Source organism: Azospirillum sp., from assembly GCF_035627195.1.
In the GTDB taxonomy this organism is placed as follows: Bacteria; Pseudomonadota; Alphaproteobacteria; order Azospirillales; family Azospirillaceae; genus Azospirillum.
Genome location: NZ_DASPMG010000336.1, coordinates 21441 through 41729, shown reverse-complemented (window position 1 = coordinate 41729; position 20289 = coordinate 21441). Strand labels below are relative to the sequence as shown.

General features: G+C 70.8%; 18 protein-coding genes, 2 tRNA genes and 1 pseudogene. 4 read left to right on the top strand and 17 right to left on the bottom strand.

The window, feature by feature from the left end:
* The 8 genes and pseudogenes from VED21_RS30020 to VED21_RS29985 all read right to left on the bottom strand — a co-directional run.
* Positions 1 to 464 (bottom strand): annotated as a pseudogene (locus VED21_RS30020) (hypothetical protein); the annotation flags it as partial.
* Positions 465 to 612: 148 nt separating this feature from the next.
* Complete coding sequence (locus VED21_RS30015) at positions 613 to 2040, bottom strand: S41 family peptidase (protein ID WP_324889045.1); 1428 nt, start codon at positions 2038 to 2040, stop codon at positions 613 to 615.
* A complete protein-coding gene (locus VED21_RS30010; RefSeq protein WP_324889043.1) occupies positions 2041 to 3369 on the bottom strand; it encodes a murein hydrolase activator EnvC family protein in 1329 nt (442 codons plus the stop codon).
* Between the two features lie 141 nt (positions 3370 to 3510).
* A complete protein-coding gene (gene gpmI / locus VED21_RS30005) occupies positions 3511 to 5076 on the bottom strand; it encodes a 2,3-bisphosphoglycerate-independent phosphoglycerate mutase (RefSeq protein ID WP_324889041.1) in 1566 nt (521 codons plus the stop codon).
* Between the two features lie 59 nt (positions 5077 to 5135).
* Positions 5136 to 5594, bottom strand: a complete 459-nt coding sequence (gene rlmH, locus VED21_RS30000; protein WP_324889039.1) for a 23S rRNA (pseudouridine(1915)-N(3))-methyltransferase RlmH — start codon at positions 5592 to 5594, stop codon at positions 5136 to 5138.
* Positions 5595 to 5630: 36 nt separating this feature from the next.
* Complete coding sequence (gene rsfS, locus VED21_RS29995) at positions 5631 to 6041, bottom strand: ribosome silencing factor (RefSeq protein ID WP_324889051.1); 411 nt, start codon at positions 6039 to 6041, stop codon at positions 5631 to 5633.
* Positions 6042 to 6056: 15 nt separating this feature from the next.
* On the bottom strand, positions 6057 to 6677 hold the full coding sequence (locus tag VED21_RS29990) for a nicotinate-nucleotide adenylyltransferase (RefSeq protein ID WP_324889037.1): 621 nt from the start codon (positions 6675 to 6677) through the stop codon (positions 6057 to 6059).
* Positions 6678 to 6798: 121 nt separating this feature from the next.
* Complete coding sequence (locus VED21_RS29985) at positions 6799 to 8037, bottom strand: glutamate-5-semialdehyde dehydrogenase (RefSeq protein ID WP_324889049.1); 1239 nt, start codon at positions 8035 to 8037, stop codon at positions 6799 to 6801.
* 203 nt (positions 8038 to 8240) lie between these two features.
* Between VED21_RS29985 and VED21_RS29980 the strand changes: the two genes are divergently transcribed.
* Positions 8241 to 8729 carry a hypothetical protein gene (locus tag VED21_RS29980; protein ID WP_324889035.1) on the top strand — a complete coding sequence of 163 codons (489 nt, stop codon included), beginning with the start codon at positions 8241 to 8243 and terminating at the stop codon, positions 8727 to 8729.
* Positions 8730 to 8763: 34 nt separating this feature from the next.
* Here VED21_RS29980 and hemA read toward each other — a convergent pair whose 3' ends face one another.
* From hemA to VED21_RS29960, 4 genes are all read right to left on the bottom strand, one after another.
* Entirely contained in the window at positions 8764 to 9978 is a 1215-nt protein-coding gene (hemA, locus tag VED21_RS29975) for a 5-aminolevulinate synthase (RefSeq protein WP_324889033.1), read from the bottom strand.
* Positions 9979 to 10160: 182 nt separating this feature from the next.
* Positions 10161 to 10442 (bottom strand): type II toxin-antitoxin system RelE/ParE family toxin, encoded by a 282-nt coding sequence (locus VED21_RS29970; protein ID WP_324889031.1) that lies wholly within the window; start codon positions 10440 to 10442, stop codon positions 10161 to 10163.
* On the bottom strand, positions 10439 to 10678 hold the full coding sequence (locus tag VED21_RS29965) for a hypothetical protein (RefSeq protein WP_324889029.1): 240 nt from the start codon (positions 10676 to 10678) through the stop codon (positions 10439 to 10441). Before VED21_RS29965 ends, VED21_RS29970 begins: the two co-directional genes overlap by 4 nt.
* 4 nt (positions 10679 to 10682) lie before the next feature.
* Complete coding sequence (locus VED21_RS29960; RefSeq protein ID WP_324889027.1) at positions 10683 to 12053, bottom strand: aspartate aminotransferase family protein; 1371 nt, start codon at positions 12051 to 12053, stop codon at positions 10683 to 10685.
* Between the two features lie 178 nt (positions 12054 to 12231).
* Here VED21_RS29960 and VED21_RS29955 point away from each other — a divergent pair, with 178 nt between their 5' ends.
* Positions 12232 to 12864 carry a glutathione S-transferase family protein gene (locus VED21_RS29955; protein WP_324889025.1) on the top strand — a complete coding sequence of 211 codons (633 nt, stop codon included), beginning with the start codon at positions 12232 to 12234 and terminating at the stop codon, positions 12862 to 12864.
* 6 nt (positions 12865 to 12870) lie between these two features.
* Here VED21_RS29955 and VED21_RS29950 read toward each other — a convergent pair whose 3' ends face one another.
* On the bottom strand, positions 12871 to 14619 hold the full coding sequence (locus VED21_RS29950) for a putative bifunctional diguanylate cyclase/phosphodiesterase (protein ID WP_324889023.1): 1749 nt from the start codon (positions 14617 to 14619) through the stop codon (positions 12871 to 12873).
* A gap of 325 nt (positions 14620 to 14944) precedes the next feature.
* Between VED21_RS29950 and VED21_RS29945 the strand changes: the two genes are divergently transcribed.
* Positions 14945 to 15784 carry a universal stress protein gene (locus VED21_RS29945; RefSeq protein WP_324889021.1) on the top strand — a complete coding sequence of 280 codons (840 nt, stop codon included), beginning with the start codon at positions 14945 to 14947 and terminating at the stop codon, positions 15782 to 15784.
* Positions 15785 to 15982: 198 nt separating this feature from the next.
* Here the strand turns inward: VED21_RS29945 and VED21_RS29940 are convergent, their stop codons facing one another.
* From VED21_RS29940 to VED21_RS29925, 4 genes are all read right to left on the bottom strand, one after another.
* Positions 15983 to 16342, bottom strand: a complete 360-nt coding sequence (locus VED21_RS29940; RefSeq protein WP_324889019.1) for a hypothetical protein — start codon at positions 16340 to 16342, stop codon at positions 15983 to 15985.
* A 128-nt stretch (positions 16343 to 16470) separates the two neighbouring features.
* Positions 16471 to 18306 (bottom strand): bifunctional diguanylate cyclase/phosphodiesterase, encoded by a 1836-nt coding sequence (locus tag VED21_RS29935; protein WP_324889017.1) that lies wholly within the window; start codon positions 18304 to 18306, stop codon positions 16471 to 16473.
* A 238-nt stretch (positions 18307 to 18544) separates the two neighbouring features.
* Positions 18545 to 18619: transfer RNA gene (locus VED21_RS29930), tRNA-Gly, on the bottom strand.
* A 5-nt stretch (positions 18620 to 18624) separates the two neighbouring features.
* Positions 18625 to 18701 (bottom strand) — tRNA-Asp (locus tag VED21_RS29925).
* A gap of 344 nt (positions 18702 to 19045) precedes the next feature.
* Here VED21_RS29925 and VED21_RS29920 point away from each other — a divergent pair.
* Complete coding sequence (locus VED21_RS29920) at positions 19046 to 20278, top strand: nucleotide disphospho-sugar-binding domain-containing protein (protein WP_324889015.1); 1233 nt, start codon at positions 19046 to 19048, stop codon at positions 20276 to 20278.
* The last annotated feature ends 11 nt before the right edge of the window (positions 20279 to 20289 follow it).

Below are 20289 nucleotides of genomic sequence, written 5' to 3'. Positions count from 1 at the left end.
AAGGCGTCGGCCGGCGGCGCGGGGACGGCCGGCGGAGGGGGAGCCGGGGGTGCCGGGGCAGCGGCCTGCGCGGCCGGGGCCGTGGCCGGACCCGTGGCCGGCGCGGCGGGGGCGGGCTCGGCCGGGCGGGGCGGCGGGGGCGGGGTGGCGCCCTTCACGGCCACCTTCACCTGCGGGATGCCGGCCTCCCAGGCCAGCGTCGTCTCCTCGCCCTTCAGCGCCAACCAGCCGGCGGCGCCGCCCAGCAGCAGCGCCAGCACGCCGAAGGCGGCGATCAGCGCCACGGGCTTCGGCTTGCGCGGCTTGGGGGGCGGCTCGTCGAAGCCGCCGAACCCGTCCTCGGCCCAGTCGTCGCGGTGCCGCTTGCGGCGGAACGGCAGGCGCAGTCCGCCCCGCGGCAGCCATGACCGCGGGTTGAGCTTCAGGCCGAATTTCAGGCGGCCGAGCATGGCGGCTGCGTTCACCGGGGCCTCAGGATCGGGGGTCCTCGAAAATGGCACCGGCCCCGGAAAGGGGCCGGTTCACCAGATTATAGTCTAACACCGAATTCCCGCGCCATGCCGTGGACATTTGCAATCCACGGCCGGCACGGGATACCGGCCCGCCGGCGTCCTAGTTGGTGCTGGCGCGCGCCTGGAACAGCGCCACGCCGCGCAGCAGGTCCAGCGCCCGCGACAGCTGGAAGTCGAACGGCGGCTTGTTGTCGTTCGACGCCGCACCATTGGCCGGGGCACCATTGGTCGGAGCGCCGTTCGTCGGGGCGCCGTTCGCCGGTGCGTTCACGCCGTTGGCCGGCGGGGTCGCCCCGGCACCCGGCGCGCCGGGTGCGGCCGGCTGCGTGGTGGTGGCGGGCTTCGGCTTGGACGGGTCCTGCTTCACCGTGTCGTTGCGCAGCGAACCGCGCAGGTCCGCCTCGCGCCGCCGCGCCTGTCCGGCGTCCAGCTCCTCCAGCTTGGCCGGGTGCACCTCGATGTCCGGGGTGATGCCCAGCTGCTGGATCGAGCGGCCCGACGGCGTGTAGTAGCGCGCGGTGGTCAGGCGCATCGCCCCGTGGCCGGGCAGCGGGATGATGGTCTGGACCGAGCCCTTGCCGAAGGTCTGCGTGCCCAGCACGATGGCGCGCTTGTGGTCCTGCAGCGCGCCGGCGACGATCTCCGACGCCGAGGCCGAGCCGCCGTTGATCAGCACGACGACGGGCAGGCCCTTCGTCATGTCGCCCGGCTTGGCGTTGTAGCGGGTGCCCTCCTCGGTCTTGCGCCCGCGGGTGGAGACGATCTCGCCCTTCTCCAGGAAGGTGTCGGACACGGACACCGCCTGGTCCAGCAGGCCGCCGGGGTTGTTGCGCAGGTCGAGCACATAGCCCTTCAGCTTGTTGCCCTGCTCCTGCTGCAGGCTGGTGATGGCCTTCTCCAGGCCGGCCTGCGTCTGCTCGTTGAAGCTGGTGATGCGGATGTAGCCGACGTCGCCTTCCGTGCGGTAGCGCACCGACTGCACCTTGATGACGGCGCGGGTGATGCTCACCTCGAACGGCTCGGCGGTCTCGCCGCGGCGGATGGTGACCTTGATGTCGGAACCGACGGGGCCGCGCATCTTCTCCACCGCCTCGTTCAGCGTCAGGCCCATGACGGCCTCGCCGTTGAGGTGGGTGATGAAGTCGCCCGGCTGCAGGCCGGCGCGGAAGGCCGGCGTCTCGTCGATGGGGGAGACGACCTTGATCAGGCCGTTCTCCATGGTCACCTCGATGCCCAGCCCGCCGAACTCGCCCCGGGTCTGCACCTGCATGTCCTGGAAACTCTTCTTGTTCAGGTAGCTGGAGTGCGGGTCGAGCGAGGTGAGCATGCCGTTGATGGCGGCCTCGACCAGCTGCTCGTCCGTCGCCTGCTCCACGTACTCCGCACGCACGCGCTCGAAGACGTCGCCGAAGAGGTTGAGCTGGCGGTACGTCTCGGAGGTGTTGGGACCGGCGGCGGTGACCGCGCCGATGCCGGCACCCATGAATACCAGGGCCGCGGCGTACGCGGCGCGCTTGATCATGCTCATCTAACCTTGTCCTTTCCCCTCCGGGGCGGCGGCGCCGCGCTGCGGATTGATGGGCTGGCCGTTCCTGCGCAATTCGAAATAAAGATCCGGCGAACCGTCCGCCGGCATGAGTGCAATCGGTTCTCCGGCGGTAACATGCTTGCCGACGGCGGTGTCGATCCGGCCCAATCCAGCAATGAGGCTATGATATCCATTGCTGTGTTCCACGATCAAGATTTGCCCATACCCGCGGAACGGCCCGGCGAACATCACCGATCCGGCATAGGGGGCGACGACGGCGGTACCCGGCCGCGCCGAAATGGTCAGGCCGCGGCTGGTGGCGCCGAAGCGGTCCTGCTCGCCGAAGCGGGTGACGATGCGCCCGCCGACCGGCAGCGTCAGACGGTTCCCCGCCGTGGCCGGCGCCGGGTCCGGCGCCTTCTGAACCGCCGCCTGCTGGGCCGCCGCCTCGGCCCGCGCGCGCTGTTCGGCCTCGCGCTGCTGGGCCAACTGGCGCTCGGCTTCCTTCTGCTCCGTCTCTTTCTGCTGGGCCAGCTTGCGGTCCGCCTCGCGCTGCTCGGCTTCGCGCTGCCGGGCGAGGCGGCGTTCGGCCTCCAGCCGTTCGGCCTCGCGGCGCGCCGCCGCCTCCATGGTGACCCGCCGCTCGGCCTCGATGCGGTCCATCAGCTGCTTCAGGTCGCTGGCCTGCCCGGTCAGCGCCGCCATGCGGCGGCCAACGGCGATGCGCTCCTCGTCGGTCTGGCGTGACAGTTCCTCGCGCCGCGCCACCAGGGCGGCGATCTCCTGCTGGCGGGATCCCAGCGCGTCGCGCTTGGCGACGATGCTCGTGCGCTGCCCTTCCAGCCGCTCGCGCACCTCGGCCAGCCGGTTCAGCGCGGCGGCCAGCGCGTCGGCGCGCTGGCGTAGCGCCGGCACGGTGTCGCGCAGCAGCAGGGCGGAGCGCAGCGTGTCCACCGGCCCCTCGGGCCGGGCCAGCGCCACCTCCGGCGGGATGCGCGACAGGCGCTGCAGCGCGGCCAGCAGGTGGGCGATCTGCTGGCGCTCGCCGTCCAGGCGGGTGGCCTGCTGGCGCTCCTCCTCCTCCAGCGCGCGCAGCGTGCCTTCCAGCCCGTCGAGTTCCTCTTCCTGCGCGCGCGCCTGCTCGGCGAGCCCGACGAGGCGGGCGCGCAAGTCCTCGGTTTCCTTGCGGATGGCGTCGGAGCGCTGGTCGAGTGCGCGCTGGCGGGCCTTGTCCGCCTGAATCTCCTGCTCCACGCGCTTCAGCGCCGCACCGGGGGCTTCCTCCTGCGCGTAGGCGGGAAGGGCGAGGAGGAGGAGGGCCAGGGCCAAATTCCCTCTCCCCCCTGGGGAGAGGGTTAGGGTGAGGGGGTTCGCGGGGGACCGGAAGCGCGGGCGTCGCGAGACCCCCTCACCCCGACCCTCTCCCCGGGGGGGAGAGGGAGACCGCAGGCGCTCCCCCCTGTCCATTCCCTATTCCGCGGCGGCGCGGGCGGCGGCGCCGTCGATCAGGGTGGAGCCGGTCATCTCCGCCGGCTGCGGCAGGCCCATGAGGGCGAGCAGCGTCGGCGCCACGTCGGCCAGGCGACCACCGCGCAGGCGCGCCCCGGCGGGGCCGTTGACCAGGACGAGGGGCACCTTGTCCAGCGTGTGGGCGGTGTGCGGGCCGCCGGTCTCCGGATCCTTCATCAGCTCGCAGTTGCCGTGGTCGGCGGTGACCAGCATGGTGCCGCCGGCGCGCCGCACGGCCTCCTCCAGGCGGCCCAGGCTCTGGTCCACCGCTTCCACCGCCTTGATGGCGGCCGACAGGATGCCCGAATGGCCGACCATGTCCGGGTTGGCGTAGTTCACGACCACCAAATCGTAGGTGCCGCCATCGATGGCGGCGACCAGCTTGTCCGTCACCTCGGCGGCGGACATCTCCGGCTGCAGGTCATAGGTGGCGACCTTCGGCGACGGCACCAGAATGCGGTCCTCGCCCGGATACACGCGCTCCTCACCCCCGTTGAAGAAGAAGGTGACGTGCGGGTACTTCTCGGTTTCGGCGATGCGCAACTGCTTCAGCCCGGCCTCGGAGACGACTTCGCCCAGCACCTTGGTCAGGGATTTGGGCGGAAAGATGGTCGTCAGGAAGGCGTTCAGCGCGCTCGAATACTCGACCATGCCGACGGCGGCGGCGAAGTTCACCGGCGTGCCGCGCTCGAACCCGTCGAAGGCCGGGTCCAGCAGGGCGGCCAGGATCTCGCGCGCGCGGTCGGCGCGGAAGTTGGCCATCAGGATGGCGTCGCCGTCCTTCATGCCGGTGTAGCCGTCGATGACGGTGGGCGCGATGAACTCGTCGTGCTTGCCGATGGCGTAGCTCTGCTCGATGGCCTTGATCGGGTCGGCGGCCGTCGCCTCGCCCTTGCCCTGCACCATGGCGGCGTAGGCCTTGGCGACGCGCTCCCACCGCTTGTCGCGGTCCATGGCCCAGTAGCGGCCGATGACCGTGGCGACGTTGACGCCCGGCAATTCGTGCACGTCGGCCATGAACTCGGCCACCTGATCGACGGCGGACTGCGGCGGCACGTCGCGGCCGTCGGTGAAGGCGTGCACCTCCACCGGGATGCCCTCGTGCGACAGGGCGCCGGCCAGGGCCGCCATGTGGTCCTGGTGCGAGTGCACGCCGCCCGGCGACAGCAGGCCCATCAGGTGGCAGCGCCCGCCGCTGGCCTTCAGCTTCTTGATGAGTTCCTGGAGTGCCGCGTTGCGCTCGAACTCGCCCTCGACGATGGCGTGGTCGATCATGACGAGGTCCTGCATGACCACGCGCCCGGCGCCGAGGTTCATGTGCCCGACCTCGGAGTTGCCCATCTGCCCCTTGGGCAGGCCGACCTCTTCCTCGCTGGCGTCGAGGAAGGCGGTGGGCTCGCTGCTCCACAGCCGGTCCCAGGTCGGCGTGCTGCCCTGCGCGATGGCGTTGTCCGCCCGCTCCTCGCGGTATCCCCAGCCGTCCAGGACGCACAGAACGACGGGGCGGGGACGTTTGGTCTGGGTCATCGCGGGTCCTCTTATGCCGGTCTTGGCCGATGAATTCGGTGAGGGAGAAAATGGCGCCGTTATGCCCGATGGTAAGGGTGCCCGGCGAGGATCTGTTGCGCGCGGTAGATCTGCTCCGTCAACATGCCGCGCACCAGCATGTGCGGCCACGTCATCGCTCCGAAGGCCAGCAGCAGATCGGCGCGCTGGCGCACGGCCTCGCCGTGGCCGTCGGCGCCGCCGATCAGGAACGCCAGGTCGGCCACGCCGCCGTCCCGCCACGCGCCGATGCGCTGGGCGAAGGCGGCGCTGTCCATGGTCTTGCCGCGCTCGTCCAGGGCGACGACCGTCGCCCCCGCCGGGATGGCGGCCAGAAGCAGCTCGGCCTCCTGGCGCTTCATCTCGTCGGGCGGGAGGCGCTTCTTCACCTCCACCTCCCGCAGCGTCAGCGGCCACGTCAGCCGGCCGGCGTACTCCGCGTACAGGTCACGAGCCGGGCCACCCCGGGCCCGCCCCACCGCGGCGAGCCACAGGCGCATCGCTCCGGCTCCCCCTGCCTTCAGTCCCGGTCCCGCTCAGGCGTGCAGCCGCGAGGGCTGCGCTTCGGCGCGGTTCGGCAGGTCCAGCCCCCACATCTTCTCGATGTTGTAGAAGCTGCGGACCTCCGGCCGGAACAGGTGGACGATGACGTCGCCGCCGTCGATCAGCACCCAGTCGCACTGGGGCATCCCTTCGATGTCGACACCGACGATGCCGGCGGCCTTCAGCTTGTCGCGCAGACGTTCGGCCATGGCGGCGATGTGCCGCGTGTTGCGGCCCGACGCCACGATCATGTAGTCCGCGATGCTGGTCTTGCCGGCGAGGTCGATGACGACGATGTCGTCCGCCTGGTCGTCGTCCAGGGATTTCTCGATGAGCGCCTTGAGTTCCTGGGGAACGGGCGCGGGCCGCAGGGTGGGCGCGGCCGGTTGAAGATGCGTGCTTATGGTCCTCACCTCGTGTCACTGGGGTCCCGACCCGTGGGCACGTGCCCGACGGATCGCCGTCGCCGACGCCGGATGCAGCGGGTTGCGCAGGAACGTCCATACCGGCGGAGCCGCGACGGACAGCCCCTTCGCCCGCGTCTCCGCCAATCGGAAACGGGCATAGCGCTGCGCGGCAACGCCGCCCAGCGCCCCTAGAGAATAGGTTGGACGGGCGAAGACTGCAACCGGCACCGACTCGAAGATTCGCGTCCACCTCTTCCAGCGCGGAATCTGCCGCAAATTGTCGGCTCCCATCAGCCAGACGAAGCGGGTGCGGGGGAAGCGGCGGACCAGTTCGGCGATGGTGGCGGCGGTGTAGCGGGTGCCCAGTTCCGTCTCGATGGCGGTGGCCGTGATGCGCGGGTGCCGCGCCACCGCGCGCGCCCACGCCAGCCGCTCCTCCAGCGAGGCCATGTCGCGCGCGGACTTCAGCGGGTTCTGCGGGCTGACCAGCCACCACACCCGGTCGAGCCCCAGCGCCTTCAACGCATACAAGCTGATGTGGCGGTGCCCCGCGTGCGCCGGGTTGAACGACCCGCCGAGCAGCCCGATGCGCAGGCCGGCGAAGCCGGGGCCGGAGTAGCGGTGGGGACCCAACCCTCTCCCGCCCCGGGAGAGGGTGGCGCCGAAAGGCGCCGGGTGAGGGTGCAGCCAAGGATCCTTGCCTTTACCCCCACCCCGACCCTCCCCCGGGGCGGGGGAGGGGGATTTGGCATCCTTACGCCCGCGTCTGCCCATCGCCCCGCACGACGTACTTGTAGCTGGTCAGCTGCTCCGCCCCCACCGGGCCGCGGGCGTGGAACTTGTCGGTGGAGATGCCGATCTCCGCCCCCATGCCGAACTCGCCGCCGTCGGCGAACTGGGTGGAGGCGTTGTGCAGCACGATGCCGCTGTCCACCCGGTTCAGGAACCGCTCGGCCTCTGCCGCGTCCTCGGTGAGGATGGAGTCGGTGTGGTGGGAGCCGTGGCGGTTGACGTGGTCGATGGCGGCGTCCACCCCGTCCACCACGCCGCAGGCGATGATGGCGTCCAGGTACTCGGTGTCCCAGTCGGCCGCCGCCACCGGCTTGACGCGCGCGTCCACGGCCTGGGTCGCGGCGTCGCCGCGCACCTCGCAGCCGGCGTCCAGCAGGTCCTTCACCAGCACCGGGAGGTGGGTGTCCGCCACCTTGCGGTCGACCAGCAGCGTCTCCGCCGCGCCGCAGATGGAGGTGCGGCGCATCTTGGCGTTCAGCACCACCTTGCGTGCCTTATCCAAGTCCGCACCCGCCGCCACGTAGACGTGGCAGTTGCCGTCCAGGTGCTTGATGACCGGGACGCGGCTTTCCTCGGTGATGCGCTGGATCAGCGACTTGCCGCCGCGCGGCACGATCACGTCCACATAATCGCGCATGGTCAGCAGGTGCCCCACCGCGGCGCGGTCGGTGGTGGGGACGAGCTGGATGGCGGCTTCCGGCAGGCCGGCGGCGCGCAGCCCCTCGGCCAGGCAGGCGGCGATGGCGCGCGAGGAGTGGAAGCTTTCCGACCCGCCGCGCAGGATGGCGGCGTTGCCGGACTTCAGGCACAGCCCGCCGGCGTCCGCCGTCACGTTCGGCCGGCTTTCGTAGATGATGCCGATGACGCCCAGCGGCACGCGCACGCGCTGGATCTTCAGCCCGTTGGGGCGCGTCCATTCGGCCAGCACGGTGCCGATGGGGTCGGGGAAGGCGGCGATGTCCTCCAGGCCCTTGGCCATCGCCTCGATCCGCTTGTCGTCCAGCGTCAGGCGCTCGACCATCGGGCCGGCAACGCCGCGCGCCCGGGCCGCGGCCACGTCCTGGTCGTTGGCAGCCTGGATCTCCGCCCGGCGGGCGCGCAACGCGGATGCCGCGGCGCGCAGAGCCTCGTCCTTTCGCGGGCCTGGCACGGTCGCCAGTTCCGCGGCGGCCGCACGCGCCGCGCGGCCAAGCGCGAGCATCTGGTCCAGCAGGGGATCGGCAACATCGTGAAGCGCAGACACGGGACGTGATCCTTCTTTCAAGAGAGGGCGGAGACTGTACCCGATCGCCGGGGGCGGGGAAAGGCCGGCTCAAGCGCAGCCTGAGCAGAATGGTGGGCGCGGAACGGTGGAGAGGCGCCGCTGTTGCTCAGGTCAAGACGTCCTCGAACAGGAGACCGATCTTGAGCAAGCTCGCACCGCTCGCCGCCGCCCTTCTGCTCGGGCTCGCCGCCGGAGCGGCGTCGGCCCAGCAGCCCCAGACACAGACCCAGCCGCAACCGCAGCCGCGCTCGCAGTTGCCCAACGACCAGCGGCCGTCGTCCGTCGACACCGACGCGGTCAATCGCACCATCAAGCCAGGCGACACGTCGCTGGGCGAACAGCACGGCCGCCCGGCCGGCGACGCGCTGGCGCGCCCCTCCGACCCCTCGCGCCCGACGCAGGGCGAGCCCATGCGGCCGAGTGCCGAGAAGGGCGACACGTCGGCGACCAACGCCAAGAGCGGGACGACGGCCGGCGAGGCGATGCCTTCGGGCCGGTCCGGAGCGGACCGGGCCGATCCGGGGCAGGGCGGCAACCAGTCCTATCCGGTGATGCCGGACCGCAGCCAGCCGCCCAAGCGTGCCGACGACGCCAGCAACCCGCCGCCGGGCAGTTCGGGCAAGAAGTAAGTCCGGGAAGACGAAGGGAAGGGAGCCGGCGGCCTCAGGCCGCCAGCTTCAGTTCCAGCAGGTCCCACACGTCGCGCAGGGAGTCGACGAGGTGGGCCATCATGGCGTCGTCGTGCAGCGGGGTGGGGGTAAAGCGCAGCCGCTCGGTGCCGCGCGGCACCGTCGGGTAGTTGATCGGCTGCACATAGATGTTGTGGCGCTCCATCAGCAGGTCGCTGGCGCGCTTGCAGCGCTTGGCGTCGCCCACCATGACCGGCACGATGTGGCTGACGCTGTCCATCACCGGCAGCCCGGCGTCGGCGAACAGGCGCTTCAGCGTCGCCGCGCGCTCCTGGTGGCGGGTGCGCTCGGCCTGGCTCTTCTTCAGGTGGCGGATGGAGGCGAGCGCGCCGGCCGCCAGCACCGGGGCCAGCGAGGTCGAGAAGATGAAGCCGTTGGCGAAGGACCGCACGCAGTCCACCAGCGCGGCCGACCCGGTGATGTAGCCGCCCTGCACGCCGAACGCCTTGCCCAGCGTGCCCTCGATGATGGTGATGCGGTCCATCGCGCCGTCGCGCTCGGCCACGCCGGCGCCGCGCGGGCCGTACATGCCGACCGCGTGCACCTCGTCGATGTAGGTCATGGCGCCGTGCTTGTCGGCGACGTCGCAGATCGCGTGGATGGGGGCGATGTCGCCGTCCATCGAATAGACGCTCTCGAACGCCACCAGCTTCGGCCGCTTCGGGTCGATCTGGGAGAGCAGTTGGTCCAGGTGCTCCGGATCGTTGTGGCGGAAGATGTGCCGCTCGGCTCCGGAGTTGCGGATGCCGGTGATCATCGAGTTGTGGTTCAGCGCGTCCGACAGGATCACGCAGTTCGGCAGCAGCTTGCCGATGGTCGACAGCGTGGCGTCGTTCGACACGTAGCCGGAGGTGAACAGCAGCGCCGCTTCCTTGCCGTGCAGGTCGGCCAGCTCGCGCTCCAGCAGCACGTGGTAGTGGTTGGTGCCGGAAATGTTGCGCGTGCCGCCGGCACCCGCGCCGACCTGGTCCAGCGCCGTGTGCATGGCGTCCAGCACCACCGGGTTCTGCCCCATGCCGAGGTAGTCGTTGGAGCACCACACGGTGATCTCCCGCTCGCGCCCGGCGCCGTCGCGGAAGGTGGCCCGGGGGAACTTGCCGGCGTGTCGGGCCAGATCGGCGAAGACCCGGTAGCGGCCTTCCTGCTTCAGGGCTTCGATCTGGCTGCGGAAGAAGTTCTCGTAATCCATGGGGCGGTTCCGTTCGACGTCTTCGGCGCGGGGTCCGGTGCGATGTGTCCCTGCACGCGGCAACAGCGGCGGCGCAGAGAATGGCATGATTGTTTCAGACACGCCACACGGCATTGACCGAAATCAAACCCGGCGGCGAAGGCCGTTCATCAGCGTATCCTACTATACGCGGGGCGGACGTGTCACGGGGTATGCTGGCGCCGCCGGCTCCCGTGCCAGACACGGCCGATCTCCACCGCCTCGTCCTTCACGCGATAGACGATGACGTAGGGGTGGGTCACCGTCAGTTCGCGCGTGCCCGGCAGGTCACCCTGGCGCCCGCGGTGCGGGAAGGTGGCAAGGCTGTCGCCGGCAATGACGAGGGCTTCCGCGACGCGCCGGGCCGCGAATGGATTGAAACGGGCGATGTAGTCGAAGATTGCCGCCACGTCGTCCAGGGCGGCATCGGTCCAGACGACCCTCACCGCGGCCGGGGACGTTCGGTGCGCCGGCCCGCCGCCAGATCGAGCAGCCAGCGGCGGACATCCTCATGCGGCACGACGCGGCCGGCGTCGGCGTCGGCAAAGCCTTCGCGAACGGCGGCCCGCTTCGCTTCCAACTCGTCGTCATGGTCCGGCAAGCGCGCGGGATCACTGGGAGGCATGAAGGTCCCCTCGATCGTCTGCCAATCAGTATGGCGTCGCGCGCGTGCCGGTTCCACTCCTTTACCCCCTCAACGCCGGCAGGGCCGCGTCCAGCGCCGTGGTCAGGCGGTCGAACATGGCGTCGATCTCGGCCTCATTGATGATCAGCGGCGGGCACAGCGCCAGGCTGTCGCCCATGGCGCGGCTGATCAGGCCGTTCTCGTGGCACAGCGCGTTCACCTTGGCGCCGGCCATGCCCACCGGCTCGAACGGCGTCTTGGTCGCCTTGTCGGTCACCAGTTCCACTGCGCCGATCAGGCCGATGCCGCGCGCCTCGCCCACCAGCGGATGGTCGGCAAGGGCCTTCAGCCGCTGCTGGAAGCGCGGCGCCACCGAACGCACGTGGCCCAGGACATCGCGCTCCTCGTAGATCTTCAGCGTCTCAAGCGCCACCGCCGCCGACACCGGGTGGGCGGAGTAGGTGTAGCCGTGGCCGAAGGTGCCGATCTTCTCGCTCTCCACCACGCAGGCCTTGTAGATGTCCTCCGACACCATCACGGCCGAGATCGGCAGGTAGCCGGACGACAGCGCCTTGGCACAGGTCAGGATGTCCGGCTTCATGCCGAAGGTCTGCGTGCCCCAGAAGTTGCCGGTGCGCATGAAGCCGCAGATCACCTCGTCCGCGACCAGCAGCACGTCGTACTTCTTCAGCACCGCCTGGATCTTCTCGAAGTAGGTGGCGGGCGGCACGATGACGCCGCCGGCCCCCATCACCGGCTCGGCGAAGAAGGCGGCGACGGTGTCCGGCCCCTCGGCCAGGATCAGCTTTTCCAGATTGTCGGCGAGGCGGGTGGCGAAGTCCTCCTCGCTCTCGCCCGGCTCGGCGAAGCGGTAGTGGTGCGGGCAGTCGGTGTGCAGGATGCGGGCGATCGGCAGGTCGAAGTCGCGGTGGTTGTTGGGCAGGCCGGTCAGGCTGGCCGCCGCCACGGTGACGCCGTGGTAGCCCTTGGTCCGCGCGATGATCTTCTTCTTCTCGGGCCGGTTCAGGGCGTTGTTGTAGTACCAGATCAGCTTGATCGCCGTGTCGTTCGCCTCGGAGCCCGAGTTGGCGAAGAACACCTTGGACATCGGCACCGGCGCCAGCTTGATCAGCGCCTCCGACAAATCGATGCCGGGGTCGTGCGACTTGTGGCCGAACACGTGGTAGGTGGGCAGCTTGCGCATCTGCCGCGCCGCCGCCTCGACCAGCCGCTCGTTGTCGAAGCCCAGCGACACGCACCACAGGCTGGCCAGCCCCTCGATGTACTCCTTGCCGGCGTCGTCGTAGACGTAGACGCCCTTGCCGCGCTCGATGATCATCGGGCCGGCCGTCTCGTGCACCTTCAGGTTGGTGTAGGGATGCAGGCAGTAGGCCTTGTCGCGGCTGGCGGCCGAATTGCCGATGGCGGTCATCTCGTCTCCCTTTGGCACGTGCTTGATATTTTAAACACTGGTGTCCGGGATCCTACACCCCCGCCGCGCCCGGCACAAACCGCCCGATCCCGCAACACCGCCCTGCGCGAAACGGATGGCGCCAATTCCGGAATGCCATGCTCCAATGCGCCGCCTGGAACTGGGAGGCGCACCGCGCATGATCACGCTCTACAACATGCCGAGCACCGCGGGCATGGCCCCGCACATCGTGCTGCGCGAGATTGGCGCGCCGCACCGCATGGTCCTGCTGGACGGCGACGCCAAGGCACAGAAGGCGCCGGAGTATCTGGCGCTGAACCCGCACGGCCGGGTGCCGACGCTGGTGGACGGCGACCTTGTGATCAGCGAATCGGCGGCGATCTGCCTGCATCTGGCCGAGACGCACCCGCAGGCCGGGCTGGTCCCGCCCTTGGGCAGCGCCGAACGCGCCCGGCTGGTGCAGTGGCTGGTGTACCTCACCAACACGGTGCAGGCGGAGATGATGCCGTACTTCTACCCCGACCGCTACGTGCCGGAGGAGGGTGCGGCCGCCCTGCGCGCCAGGGTGGAGGCGCGCCTGGCCGGCATGTTCGCCCACATCGACGGTGAACTGGCGGGGCGTACGTGGCTGCTGGGCGAGCGCTACACCATCGCCGATCCTTACCTGTTCATGCTGGCGCGCTGGACCCGCAACATGACGCGCAAGGCGCGCGACCTGCCGAACCTTGGGCCGTACCTCGCACGTGTGTACGCGCGGCCGGCGGTGGCCGAGGCGCTGAAGGCGGAGGGAATCGGGGAGCCGTATTATTGAGGCGGGCTACATCGCCTCGCGCCAGGGCGGCTCATTCACCACCAGGGCCTCGGCGTCGGCCGGCGGCATGGGGCGGGCGAAGTGGTAGCCCTGGCCGTAGTCGCAGGCCAGCGCCCGCAGCAGGTTGGCGTCGGCCGTCGTCTCGATGCCCTCGGCAATGACGTCGAAGCCCAGCAGGCGGGCGAGGTCGACGATGATGCGCACGATGGCCCGGTTCTCCTCCGACTGGTGCATGGCGGAGACGAAGGAGCGGTCGACCTTCAGGCTGTCGATGGGCAGCTTGTGCAGGTAGGACAGCGACGAATAGCCGGTGCCGAAGTCGTCGATCGACAACTTGATGCCCAGCGCGCGCAGGCCTTCCAGCAGCCGGATCGACTGCTCGGCCTTCTCCATCACCGCGCTCTCGGTCAGTTCCAGCTTGATCCAGGACGGCTCGACCCCGGTCTCGCGCAGCACGTCGCGCACCTGGTTGACGAAGTCCGGGTCGGCCAGCTGGCGGGTCGACAGGTTCACGCTCATGAACAGCGGGGCGGAGCCGGGGATGCGCTTGTCCTGCCAGTCGGCCAGCTGCAGGCACGCCTCGCGCAGCACCCACTTGCCCAGCGTGACGACGAGGCCGGTGCTCTCGGCGATGGGGATGAAGACGCCCGGCGGGATGTTGCCGCGCTCCGGGTGGTTCCAGCGCACCAGCGCCTCGAACCCGGCCAGCCCGCCGGTGACCATCTCGACGATCGGCTGGTAGGCGACCCACAGGTTCTCGTTGCGCTCCAGCGCGTGGCGCAGGTCGTGCTCGATCCGGACCTGCTCGACGACGTGGGCGTGCATGGTCGGGTCGAACCACGCGTGGCGCGCCCCGCCGCCCTCGCGCGCGCGGCCGGTGGCGATCTCGGCGTCGCGCAGCACGTCCTCCGGCCGCTCGTGCGCGGCGTTCCAGGTGGCCACGCCGATGCTGGCCGACAGGAACACGGCGGCACCCGAGCTGGACCGGGCCGAGCGGACGATGCCGGTGGCCGCCGCGATGCGCTGCTCGATGGCCGGCGCGTCGCAGTCGCCGGCGACCAGCATGGCGAAGGCGTGGTCGCTGACGCGCGCCAGCAGGTCGACCGGGCCGCCGTCGCGGCCCAGGCGGTGCGCCAGATCGATCAGCAGCTCGTTGGCGAAGCCTTGGCCCAGGCTGGTGCGGATCTCGACGAAGCGGTCGATGTCGATGATGACCAGGGTGAACGGCTCGCCCACCGCCTGATAATCGCCCATGTGCTTCAGCAGCAGCAGGCGGTTCGCCAGCCCGGTGACCGGGTCGTAGTAGGCGAGGCGGAAGAGGTCGTCCTGCATCTGCCGCCGCTCGGTCATGTCCTGCATGAGCACGAAGTAGCCGGCGATCTCCCCGTCCGGGCCGCGGTGCGGGCCGTGCAGGCGGACGACGTAGCGCTGCTGGCCCCCGCCGTTGAAGGGCATCCACCCTTCGCTCTGCACCACCTCGCCCTTCAGCGCGCGCTCGGCCATGGCCTGGGTGGCGCGGAACTGCTCCTCCCCCATCGGCCCGGCCAGGGTGTGGCCGACCAGGGTCGGGAGGTCGCGGCCCATGTACTCGCGGTACGAGCGGTTGGCGTAGACGTGCCGGCGTTGCGTGTCCAGCAGGGCCACCATGACCGGCATGGTCTCCAGCACCTGCAGAAGCGTGTCGAGCGCCGGAGTGGCGGCGACCGTCCCGGACAGGGCGGCGGCCAGCGCGTCGAGGTGGGGATCCAGGGTCATGGGCACGGAATGGGGCACGGGAGGCGGGCACCGTCTAACAAGCAATATCCAACAATTACGCGAAACCTCGCCCGCCCGTCAAAACGAAAGCCGTCCTTTGCGCGCGATGCCACAGGGATTCTCCACCCGGCGCGGTGCGCGCCACGACGCATGCCCGGCTATGCCTGCGGCGATCGGCCGCTGGCCCGGGACGCGGCGGCGCCGCATGGCTGCATCGCCCATCGTGGGCGTCGATTTCACGGCTTGCCCATGTCTATAGTTGTACGGCCCGTGCCGGGACGGCCCGACTCCGGCCGGTGGCCGGGCGCTGCAGGGAGAAAACGACATGGCACTGAAGGATCTGCTGGTCGTCGTCGACGACTCCGCGGCGTCCGCGGCCCGCATCGCGGTGGCGGCGCAACTCGCCGCCCGGCACGACGCCCACCTCACCGGCCTCTACGTCATCACCGCCGCGATGATGCCCGGCTACATCGCGGCGGAAATCCCCGAGGCGGTGCGCACCGCCCAGCGCAGCGCCGCCGAGGAGCGCGCGCGGGAGGCCGCCGCCCGGTTCGACGACGCCATGCGCCGCTTCGGCCTGACCGACCGCTCCGAATGGCGTGCCGTGCGCGGCAATCCCACGGACGTGGCGGCGGTGCACGGCCGCTACGCCGACCTCGTCGTCGTCGGGCAGGTCGATCCCCGGCGCGACCACGACGTGCCGACGGTGCAGCCGGCCGACCTGGTGTTCGAATGCGGCCGGCCGCTGCTGGTCGTCCCCTACGCCGGCACCTTCGCCACGGTGGGCGAGCGCGTGCTGATCGGCTGGAACGCCAGCCGCGAGGCGGCCCGCGCGGTGGGGGACGCCATGCCGCTGCTCACCGCCGCACAGCGCATCGTGGTGTTGGCGGTCAACGCCAGGACCGGGGTGGAGGGGCTGGGCGACGCGCCGGGCGCGGACATCGCGCGCCACCTGTCGCGCCACGGCAACCGCGTGGAGGCGACGCACATCGCCACCGATCAGGTGGAGCCCGGCGACATGATGCTGAACACCATCGCCGACGAATCGTGCGACCTCGTGGTGATGGGCGCCTACGGCCGCTCGCGCCTGCGCGAACTGGTGCTGGGGGGCATGACCCGCTACATGCTCCAGCACATGACCGTGCCGGTGCTGATGAGCCATTAGGGCCGTCTGGGGATTGGCGTTGGGCCGACCTGCGGTTGGCCCAACATCCTCCATGTCAAAAAAACCATCCCAAAAAAACGCCGGGCTTGGAGGCCCGGCGAGTTTCTGTGGGTACGTGCTTTCATTCAGATGGGCACGCCAACGGTTTTCCGCATCCCTTCCGGTATGCCTAGGCCGCTTGGCCAGACGGATATGACCTTACGGCCCGTGCCCGCCCGGCCCGGCGCGCTGGCCGTCGTCGGTGGCGGCGCGCTCGCGCTCCATGGCGCAGGCGATGGCCAGCAGGTGCAGCGCGCCCGGCAGGCGGGTCATCGCGTCGGCCTGCGCGTCGGTCTGCGGCCGCAGCGTGCGGCGCAGCCGGACCAGCAGGCGCATCAGCGCGCGCGCCGGGATGAGGTCGAGCGGAACGTCGGGCACCACCGGCTCGGAAAAGGCGGTCTGGATCGCCCGCAGGCAGGAGAGGATGTAGTCCTGGTCGCCGCCGGTCAGCGGCAGCGGCCATTCGGGGGCGCGCCGGATCAGGCGTTCCCCGGCAAAATCGATGATCCCGTCGGTCATGGCGGCCACCCTCGCGCGCGCGGCGTAGTTCCACAGGCCCGTTTTGGCGGGCCATTCCGTAACATGGCCCCGAACGCGGCACGAATCGAGTGTTTTTCTGCCCGAACGGGCCTGCGCCGCCGCATGTCCTACATGGTTACAAAGCAAAGCTTGTCGGGGCTGCCCTTGGCGGCGGGCTTGTGGGCGGCGATGGCGTCGGTGATGGCGTCCAGCGTCACCCCGTGTTCGCCGGCCGGGATGGTCACCGCCACCCCGCTGACCGACAAAAGCGGGAAGGTGCGCACGGTGCCGAAGCGGTCCTTGGCGGTGATGTGCCCGGCGGCGCGCGAGGCGGCGTCGTACAGGCTCTCCGCGTCCGAGCGGAAGGTGGCGACGAGGTCCTGCACGCGCCGGCGCATCTCCGCCCCGGTCTCGCCACTCACCCCTAGGAAGAAGTCGTCGCCGCCGATGTGGCCGGCGAAGCCGCCGCAGGACGACGCCAGCACCTTCAGCCGTTCGCCGAACATCTGGATGGCGCGGTCGCCCTGGCGGAAGCCGAAGGTGTCGTTGAACGGCTTGAACCAGTCGAAGTCGAAATAGACCAGCGTGTGCGCCTCGCCCGTGTCGTCCAGCGCCTCCTCGATGTGGCGGATGATGGCGGCGTTGCCGGGCAGGCGGGTCAGCGGGTTCTGGTCGGTCGCCATCGCCAGGTTCTTCTCGTGCACCAGCCCGATCAGCGCGCGGCTGGTGAGGAAGCCCACGTACTCCCCGCTCTCCACGATGATGACGCCGTCCTCCGCCGTCTCTTCCGAGAACGCCTCGATCACGCGGTCCAGCGGCGTGTTGATGTCGCAGACCGGGCACTTGGCCAGCAGGTCGATCAGCGTCTTGCTGTGCCCCTTGTTGTTCAGCAGGTCTCGGCCGTACTTGGAATAGACGTACTGCTTCAGGTCGCGCTCGCGCAGCAGGCCCAGCGGCATCCCGTGCTTGTCCACCACCGGGGCGATGGGCGGGTTATCGCCGTCGCGGAAATAATCGAAGATGATGCTCTTCGGCTCGTCGGCGGACACCGGCGGGATGCGCTCGATCACCTCGGCCAGGCGCTGGCGCACCTCCACCGGCTGGCGGCGGTCGCGGGCGTTCAGCTGCTCCACCGTCGCGATGCGCGGCGGCAGCCGGGCGAGGTCGAGCGCCGGCCGCGCGATCAGGTAGCCCTGCATGAAGTCGCAGCCGATGTCGCGGCAGGTATAGAACTCGGCCTCCGTCTCCACGCCTTCGGCGATGGTCAGGATGCCCAGCGTGTGCGCGTAGCCGACCAGATGGTTGACGATGGCCCGCTTGCCCAGGTCGCGGTGGATGTCCTGGACGAAGAAGCGGTCGATCTTCAGGTAGTCCGGCTTGATCTTGTACAGGAGTTTCAGCCCGGCGAAGCCGACGCCGAAGTCGTCCAGCGCCAGCCCCACCTGATGCTTGCGGTAGGTGGCGGTGATGTCCTCCATGTCGACGGCGTCGCGGACCTCCTTGTGCTCCGAGATCTCGTGCACGATGGCCAGCTCCTTGGGGCCGGGCAGCAGCACCGGCGACACCGCCTGCGCCCCGCCCACCACGCGGGCGTCGATGTTGAGGAACAGCTTGGCGTCCTTCCAGCCGTCCAGGGAACAGTACTTCGCCACCGCCTTGGCGTGCAGCTCCGCCTCCACCAGCGGCAGCACGCCGTCGGCGTGCGCTTCGTCCAGCATGTCGGGCACGTTGGCGAACTGCGCCGGGTCGATGCCGCGCAGCAGCGCCTCGAAGCCGTGGCAGCGCCCGGTGCGCACGTGGACGATCGGCTGGAAGGCGTGCTCCAGTCCGGCCAGGATGCCCTTCCACGCGCGCTCGCGCGGCCGCGCGCGGACGGCGCGGCGCGGGTCCGGCTGCGGGCCGTCGCCGGGGTAGGGCGTGTCCGCAAGCGCGGCGGCCAGCGGGGTCTGCGCGGGGGCGGTCATCGGGATCCTCTGCCGTCGGTCGGGAGACACCGCGGGGGCGCGGGGGTGCGCTCCTGGACCGGCGCTCCTGGACCGGCAGTGTACGCGCCGGGCGTTGCAGATTTATGGCGGTGCCGCGTGCGGGACGTTGCAACGCACGCGGGCGCAGGACGGCTGCCGCGCGTCGCGTTCGGAAACTGATGTTTTGGATTGTCCGTACCGGATCAGCGGATCCGCTTCATCTTCCCCGGAGGGGAGATGGAGCGGGCGAAGGGATTCGAACCCTCGACCCCAACCTTGGCAAGGTTGTGCTCTACCCCTGAGCTACGCCCGCAGAACTGGCGCGAGTGACGGGACTTGAACCCGCGGCCTCCGGCGTGACAGGCCGGCGCTCTAACCAACTGAGCTACACCCGCGCAAGGGAGCGCCTGTATACGGCGGCGCCGCCGGCAGGGCAAGGGGAGAATTCGGGAGGCGTGCACTTTTTTTGGAGCCCCCGCGGGGTGCTGGCGAGGGCCGCCCGGGACCGGCCCGTGGCGGCCCCCGTCCGCCCCCCGCCCCGGTTCGACAGCGACGACAACCCCGGGGCGGGAGAACCCTGTTCCGGGAGGCGCGGAACCCCTCCAGCATCGGGCAGGCCGCGCGGCGCGCGCACCTGTCAGCCCTGACAGGTCCGTCCGCTCCGGCAAGGCCCTACAACGTGGGGGTGCCGGGCCGCCGGCCTGCGCCCGGCCCGCTCCACATGGAAAGGGCTTTTGCCATGGCGCGCGTTCTGCTGGCCTGGGAATTCGGTGCCGGCCTGGGGCACCTGAACCGCCTCCTGCCGGTGGCGGTGCGTCTCGTGGCGCTGGGCCACGAGGCGGTGTTCGCCGTTCCCGATCCCGAGGCGGCGCGGCCCGCCGTGGTGCGCGTGCTTCCCGACGCCGCCGCGGCGCTTCTGGCCGGCCCGCACTGGAAGCCGGTCCCCGCACCCGGCCTGCGCGACGTGCCGACCGACAGCTTCGCCGACGTGCTGCGCCTGTTCGACGCCCACCGGCCGGAGGTGCTGCGCGCCGCCGTGGCGCGCTGGGACGGCGTGCTGGCCCAGGCGCGGCCCGACCTGATCGTTGCCGACTTCGCGCCGACGCTGGCACTGGCGGCGCCGGCCGGCGTGCCGCGCGTGGTGCTGGGCAACGGCTACACCGTGCCGCCGCCCGGCCGGCCGCTGCCGCCCATGCGGCCGTGGGTCCAGGCGCTGCCGGAGCACAGCCGGGCGCACGAGGCGGACCTGCTGGACGCCGCCGGACGGCTGCACCGCGAACGGCAGGGGCGGCCGCTGCGGCACCTCGCCGATCTGTTCTCCGGCGACCGCACCTTCGTCTGCACCATCGCCGCCTTCGACCCCTACGGCCCGCACCGGCGCGGCCCGGTCTGCATGCCGTTCAACGTGCCGCGCGTCACACCCGGGCCGCCGGTGGCGGAGCGGACGGGCGGCGCCGCGCTCTACCTGCCGGCAAACCACCCGCAGGTCCGCGCGGCGTTCACGGCGCTGGAGGCGGCCGGCATCCCCTGCGACGCCCACATCGGCGGCGCCGACCCGCACGCGGCGGCGCGCGCCGCCCCGCCCGGCGTGGCGGTGCACGGCCGGCCGCTGCCGTTGGAGACGGTGCTGCCGGCGGCGACGGCGCTGATCCACCACGGCGGCCTCGCCACCGCCTACGCCGGGCTGCAGGCCGGCGTGCCGCAGCTGGTCATGCCGGTGAACCTGGAGCAGAGCATCACGGCACGGGGGCTGCAGCGGACGGGTGCGGCCGTGCTCCTCCCCGGACGCGGGGCGGTGGAGCCGGCCACCATCCGCGCCGCGCTGGAGCGGCTGACGGGCGACCCGGTGATCACCGCCGCCGCGCAAGCCGCCGCACGCGCCGCCGCGGCGCGGCCGCGGCAGGACACGCTGGAGCTGGTCGTCGCCGCCTGCCGGGACTTTCTGGAGGAGCCGCGCCGCCGCCGGGCGTAAGGAAAGGCCGG